This window comes from Clostridium sp. D53t1_180928_C8, assembly GCF_015667795.1.
In the GTDB taxonomy this organism is placed as follows: domain Bacteria; phylum Bacillota; class Clostridia; order Clostridiales; family Clostridiaceae; genus Clostridium.
Genome location: NZ_JADPEL010000088.1, coordinates 1 through 6,265 on the forward strand (window position 1 = coordinate 1; position 6,265 = coordinate 6,265).

Annotated in this window: 6 protein-coding genes and 1 pseudogene; all 7 read right to left on the bottom strand. The window is 26.7% G+C overall.

Annotated features, from left to right (window positions below; genetic code table 11):
• The coding region (locus I4V51_RS20190) for a type II CAAX endopeptidase family protein (RefSeq protein ID WP_195990238.1) at nucleotides 1–920 on the bottom strand (920 nt) is incomplete at its 3' end.
• A gap of 180 nt (nucleotides 921–1,100) precedes the next feature.
• Nucleotides 1,101–1,577 (bottom strand): annotated as a pseudogene (locus I4V51_RS20195) (nicotinamide-nucleotide amidohydrolase family protein); the annotation flags it as partial.
• Between the two features lie 157 nt (nucleotides 1,578–1,734).
• Nucleotides 1,735–1,971 (bottom strand): hypothetical protein, encoded by a 237-nt coding sequence (locus I4V51_RS20200; RefSeq protein ID WP_195990240.1) that lies wholly within the window; start codon nucleotides 1,969–1,971, stop codon nucleotides 1,735–1,737.
• 177 nt (nucleotides 1,972–2,148) lie between these two features.
• Nucleotides 2,149–4,236, bottom strand: coding sequence for an elongation factor G (gene fusA, locus I4V51_RS20205; protein ID WP_195990241.1), 2,088 nt, complete (start codon nucleotides 4,234–4,236; stop codon nucleotides 2,149–2,151).
• A gap of 436 nt (nucleotides 4,237–4,672) precedes the next feature.
• Nucleotides 4,673–5,149, bottom strand: coding sequence for a VanZ family protein (locus tag I4V51_RS20210; protein ID WP_195990242.1), 477 nt, complete (start codon nucleotides 5,147–5,149; stop codon nucleotides 4,673–4,675).
• A 37-nt stretch (nucleotides 5,150–5,186) separates the two neighbouring features.
• Nucleotides 5,187–5,630 carry a hypothetical protein gene (locus I4V51_RS20215; protein ID WP_195990243.1) on the bottom strand — a complete coding sequence of 148 codons (444 nt, stop codon included), beginning with the start codon at nucleotides 5,628–5,630 and terminating at the stop codon, nucleotides 5,187–5,189.
• 98 nt (nucleotides 5,631–5,728) lie between these two features.
• Nucleotides 5,729–5,881, bottom strand: a complete 153-nt coding sequence (locus I4V51_RS20220; protein WP_195990244.1) for a hypothetical protein — start codon at nucleotides 5,879–5,881, stop codon at nucleotides 5,729–5,731.
• Between the last annotated feature and the right edge of the window lie 384 nt (nucleotides 5,882–6,265).

A 6,265-nucleotide genomic window follows, 5' to 3' on the forward strand; every position in this document is an offset into this window, starting at 1 on the left:
CCCATCATCATATATAATAAATATACTATTATAATAACTATAAATGGAATATTAAATACTCTCTCATTACTTTTATTATATTTTATATCTAACTCTTCTCTCTTTATTATCCCTCTTCTAATATTTAATTCTGCTAGTTTTCTAATTACAAAATATACTGCTATTCCAAATGCTACAGCTATTAAACCATAAAAGCTAGCTAAATATATTTTTTCTGCAATTCCTATTCCTTTTAAACTCATATCTGTAGCTTCTTCCATTACTGAAGTACTTTCAGGTATTAAGCTTATTAATTTTTGTAATGTTATTGATGTACCATTTATTAAAAAATGTATTAATGCTGATGCAAATATTGAGTTAGTTATTCTTACTACCAATGCTAATATAAAACCTAAAACTGCTGCATATAAGAATTGTTGAGGATCTAAATGCATTATTCCAAATAATAATCCCGTTATAGCACATGCCAAATAAATATTTTTCTCTTTATAACCTGATAATACTACTCCCCTTATTGTAATTTCCTCTGTTATTGCTGGTAATACAGCTATGAGCAAAAGTAAAACTATATATGGAGAGTCTACAATACCAGTTACAAAATTTCCAATTTCATTTTCAAAAAAGAATTGAGAAATTAGAGAAAAAAATGTCATTATCGGTTGACATAAAAATGCTAATAATATTATTAATAGTGTATCTTTTAAATAAAGCTTGTTCAATTTTAGCACATCTTTTGCTGATTGCTTTGTAACAATTAAATATATTATCGCTGGAAAAATAAAAGTTACAATATGACTAATTAACAACATTAATTTACTATCCGTAATATTAAACCAATTAAATATTAAATATGTTGGTAAAAACAGTTGTAATAACATAATTATTAAAAAATATGTGTTTGCTCTTGTGATCTTTTTCATATATCTCTCCTTTTATAAATATTTTATTTACTTAATGTATATTAATTTTAATTCTTGACAATAATATAAATGAAGTTTTAAACTTCATAGTTAATCGCCTCTCCCCCATTTTATTTATATACAAAAATAATCCCTTTAATGTCATCTAAATATTAACGGGATTATTTTTGTTTTCTAAATTTATCTATAATTTTGTTTTTCAAGTTCAACTTTAAGCATTTTTAAAGCATGGTTAGTTGCTGAAGTTCTAACCACCTCTCTATTTCCAGTAAAATTGCACTTTTCAACTATTGTATTATTATTCACATGTACAGCTATATAAACCAATCCTACTGGCTTTTCATCAGTTCCTCCTCCAGGTCCTGCTATTCCTGTAGTAGCTATAGATGTATTAGAACCACTTTCTTTTGCAATTCCCTCAACCATTTCTTTTGCTGTTTCTTTGCTTACTGCTCCATGCTCATTAAGGGTTTCTTTCTTAACACCAAGCCTTTTCATCTTAGCTTCATTAGAGTAAGTTACTGCCCCCTCTAAAAAAGAAGATGATATACCAGGATATGAAATTAACTTAGCTGCTACCATTCCACCAGTACAAGATTCAGCCGTTGAAATAGTTAATTCATTTTTACATAAAATCTCTCCCACTATATATTCAATTGAAATTTCATTAAATTTCTCGCTATTCAATTTACTCACCTCAATATAATTCATACATACTCATTATAACCTCTTTATTCTAATATTTACATATTACTAGTAACTTTTTCTAATAATTCTAAATAAAAATCTCTAAAGTAAAAACCTTAGAGATTTTTTATTTATATTTATTAGCGCTAATATAATAATCTCCTGAATTACTAATTCCCTCTTCCAATATAGAAAAATTACTTTCTTTTAACATGGAGGTAATTATATTTACATGTTGCCTATTTGAATTATCTAAAGTTATAGTAAAATTATCATTCTTATCCACTATTCCCATGTAGTCATAAATATCACTATATTCACTAAGTCCTAATTTTCCTCTTATATCCATTTTATAGTCTGGCATTTTTTACCCTCCTATTAATTGTTTTCAACCCCCATAACTTGGTATCTCTCTCCTAACTGTCCTTATTTTATGTAATTATTTATTATTTTATTCCTTATTATATTTTAAAATTAAAATATAATAGCCTATTAAGAAGTATATTTTTCAACTTCTTAATAGGCATATTAAATATTATTTTTAGGCTTCTTCCCTTAAGTTTCTAACATCATCTAAGATCTTTCCAAGTTCATTTGCTGGAACTTCATCATATCTTAAAAATTCACTAGTAAAGTTTCCTCTTGCTTGAGTCATTGATCTTAAATCTGTTGCATAGCTAAACATTTCTGCCATTGGTACCTCTGCACTAATCTTTTGAACCTTTCCTTCTGGTTCCATTCCTATGACCCTTCCTCTTCTCTTATTTATATCACCCATTACATCTCCCATATAGCTATCTGGAACTAAAATTTGAACATTCATAATTGGTTCAAGTAAAATTGGCTTAGCTGCTTCTAATCCTTTCTTATAAGCAATTGAAGCTGCCACTTTAAATGCCATTTCTGATGAGTCCACTGGATGATAAGAACCATCATATAGAGTAGCTTTCAATCCTACAACTGGATATCCTGCTAAAACACCAGTTGATATGCAATCTCTTAATCCTTTTTCAACTGCAGGAATAAAATTTCTTGGAACTGCTCCACCAACAACCTTATCCACAAATTCTAAGTCTAATTCACCATCTTGTCTTGGTTCAAATTTTATTTTTACATCTCCATATTGACCATGCCCACCAGACTGTTTCTTATGCTTACCTTGCACGTCTGAATTACCTTTTATGGTTTCTCTATATGGAACTTTTGGTTCTTGTAGAATAACATCTGCTCCAAATTTACTCTTTATTCTACTAGCTATAACTTCTAAATGAGTTTCACCCAATCCCCAAATTATGGTCTCTGCATTTTCAACATCCCTTTCTATTTTAAATACAGGATCCTCTTCCATTAATTTTGATAATGAGAGTGATATCTTTTCTTCATCACCTTTTGACTTAGGTAGTATTGCCATTGGCATTACTACATTAGGTAAATTTATCTTATCATACATTACCTTAAAGTTTTCGCTACACAATGTATCTCCAGTGGCTGTGTATTGTAATTTAGATACTGCACCAATATCACCAGCAACTATTTCTTTAGTTGAAACTTGATTTTTCCCTTTCATAAAAAATAAATGGTTTAATTTTTCTTGCTTTTCCTTATTAGGATTTAATACTGTCAATTCTCCATTAATTTTTCCTGTAATAACTCTAAATAAAGATATTTTACCTACAAATGGGTCGGCAATAGTTTTAAAAACTAAAGCTGAAAATGGTTTATTTTCATCTGTCTTTATGAAAACCTCTTCAGAATTATCTAAATTTAATGCTTTTTGAGGTAATGAATGTTCTGGTGATGGGAAACATTGAATTATACTGTTTATCATTGATTTTATTCCTATAACTTTTGAAGCGCTACCACATAATACTGGTGCTATTTCACCTTGTGCACATCCTTTGATTAATCCTGAATAAATATCATCATCACATAATTCACCATCATTTAAATATTTATCTAATAATTCTTCATCAGTTTCAGCAACAGCTTCCATTATCATTTGCTTACATTCTTCAATTTTATCAACTAACTCATTAGGTATATCGATTGTCTCTTCTTTACCAGTCTTAGAATTATATTTTATTGCAGTTTTAGAGATAACATCTACTATTCCTATAAAACTGTTTTCTTTCCCTATAGGATATTGAATAGGAACTATACTCATTCCAAAACTATTTTTCATGGTTTCTAACGTTTTATCAAAGTCAGCATTTTCCCTATCCATTTTATTTATAAAAAATGCTCTTGGTAATTTTATTTTTTCACAATAATCCCATGCTTTTTCTGTTCCTACTTGTACTCCAGAAACGGCACATACTACAATTGTGGCTATATCAACCGCTCTCATACCTTGATACATTTCTCCTTGAAAATCAAAATACCCCGGCATATCTACTATATTAATTTTAGTGTCATTCTCTTCAAATGAAGCAACTGAAGTTGATAAAGATATTCCTCTTCTCTTTTCTTCTTGTTCATAATCCATAACAGTACTACCATCTTCAACTTTTCCTAATCTATCTGTGTTGCTCGTATAAAATAACAAAGCTTCTGATAAAGATGTTTTTCCTGTTGCTCCATGACCTATTAACCCTACATTTCTAAGTTTCTTATAATTGTAGTCTTTCATAACATCACGATAATACTATTTTTAGTATTATCTTTCACCCACCTTTCTTTATATAGATTAATTTATTGTCCTCTTATTGGTAACTATTATTTTAAAGTTATACTTAATTTTTATGAAATCATACTTATAAATAGTACTTAATTCATATCATCCTATTATCCTTAAATTTTACATTAACTAAAATTATTCCAATTAATTATAGTTTAACCATATAATATATTGTTTTATTCTAACTTATATCTATATTCTATAAATAAGGTGCATATATTTATTAAATTTATTTTATATTAACTTAAATATTTACTATTAATGAAATTTAAAATTACTAAAAAAAATAAGACCTATACTAAGTTTTTAATCATTAGTATAAATCTATATAATTTAAAATTTAAAATTTTAATTTTTACTCTTTCTTCTATTAACGTTAAAAATAATTTTAACTCACTATTCTTTCCTTAACATTATATTTATTTTGTTTCTTATATTTTAACTTATAAATAACCCAATTAATTATAAACCCAAAAACCCCACCTGAAAAATCAATTATAACATCTCTAATGGCCATTGATCTTCCTGGTATAAAATATTGATGTATCTCATCAGTAATTGCATATCCTAAAACAATAACTAATGAATATATTCTTGCCCTTTTTATATCAACATAATTCTTACAAACTAAAATAGCAAAATAATATAATATAAAATACTCAGTAAAATGAGCTGCTTTTCTTACAATAAATGAAGCAATTGATCCTAAATGAGTATTTAAATCAATTCCTATAGCAGAAAGTAACTTTATTACTAAGTCACTTTGTTTAGTTGAAACTTCAGCTGGTTGGTTTGACATACAAAATATAAATAACATCCATCCAATTAGTAAAGTCCAACTAATTATAATTCTTTTGTTTTTCATCTTTTTCTCCTTAATTTATTAATTAAATAAAATTTATTTAATTTTTCTCAACTAAATATCTATTTATATAAGCTAATGATTCCTCTAATATTCCTTGACTACTTTCTAAATCTTGTAATTTTACTTCTAAATTACAAATTCTTTGTTCTAATAAATACATAAGCTCTTTTATATCATTTAACAACTTGGCTTCATAAGATACTTGTATTCCATCAGAATCAATATATATTTTTTCTGGTGTAGATCCACATTCTACACACTTAGCATATATTCCTTCCTTTTCAGTATCTCTAAATACTTTAAAAGTGTCATTATTACATTTAGAGCAATTAGATAGTATTATAAAATCGTAATAACTTATATCAAACTCATATTTACTTTTACAATGCTCACATGTTAAAACTAAATTATTTCCTTGAGTTTCTATCAAAAAAGTATTTCCTGAACAACCTTCCTTTTCGCATACCACTGTTCTTATCATAAATATTCCCTCCTATATTTAAATAGAAATATACTTCCCTCAAAAATTATTATGATATATTTTCATATAATATGCTTAAAGATTAAATATTTAAAAATTTATTTTACTCCAACTGATAATTTATCTAACTCATTTTTTATATTGTCAATCTGTTCATCTATCTTACTTGTATTTTTACCAGCTAAAACCAAGTCCCTTTTTTCAAGTTTTAATTTTATAATCTTTTCTTCTAAGTTTATTCTCTTTTCCACACGACCACTCCCATTCTTATATTATGATAAGAATAATTAACAAGTTTTTTTATATCTTTTATTTTTAAATGTTATAACACTATTATATAATACTTTCTTCAAATGATAACAAAAAAACCATAACAAATTTTAATTTATTTTACGACATAATATTATATATTTTATATTAATTACCATTTAACTTTTTTTTATTTTTTTATTAATTCTATAAATAAAAAAAAATTCCTCTTTTAGTAATTAAAATTATACTAAAGAAGAATTTAAAATTATTTTATATAAAATAAAAAACTACGATTTACATCGTAGCTTTGGTGGAGGTAAAGGGATTCGAACCCTTGACCCCTTGCGTGCAAGGCAAGTGCTCTCCCAACTGAGCTATACCCC

What these genes read in the sequence shown, in the direction of transcription:
- I4V51_RS20215 (WP_195990243.1), bottom strand. Translation starts at nt 5,630, where the DNA reads ATGATAAGAACAGTGGTATGCGAAAAGGAAGGTTGTTCAGGAAATACT.
- I4V51_RS20210 (WP_195990242.1), bottom strand. Translation starts at nt 5,149, where the DNA reads ATGAAAAACAAAAGAATTATAATTAGTTGGACTTTACTAATTGGATGG.
- I4V51_RS20200 (WP_195990240.1), bottom strand. Translation starts at nt 1,971, where the DNA reads ATGCCAGACTATAAAATGGATATAAGAGGAAAATTAGGACTTAGTGAA.
- fusA (WP_195990241.1), bottom strand. Translation starts at nt 4,236, where the DNA reads ATGAAAGACTACAATTATAAGAAACTTAGAAATGTAGGGTTAATAGGT.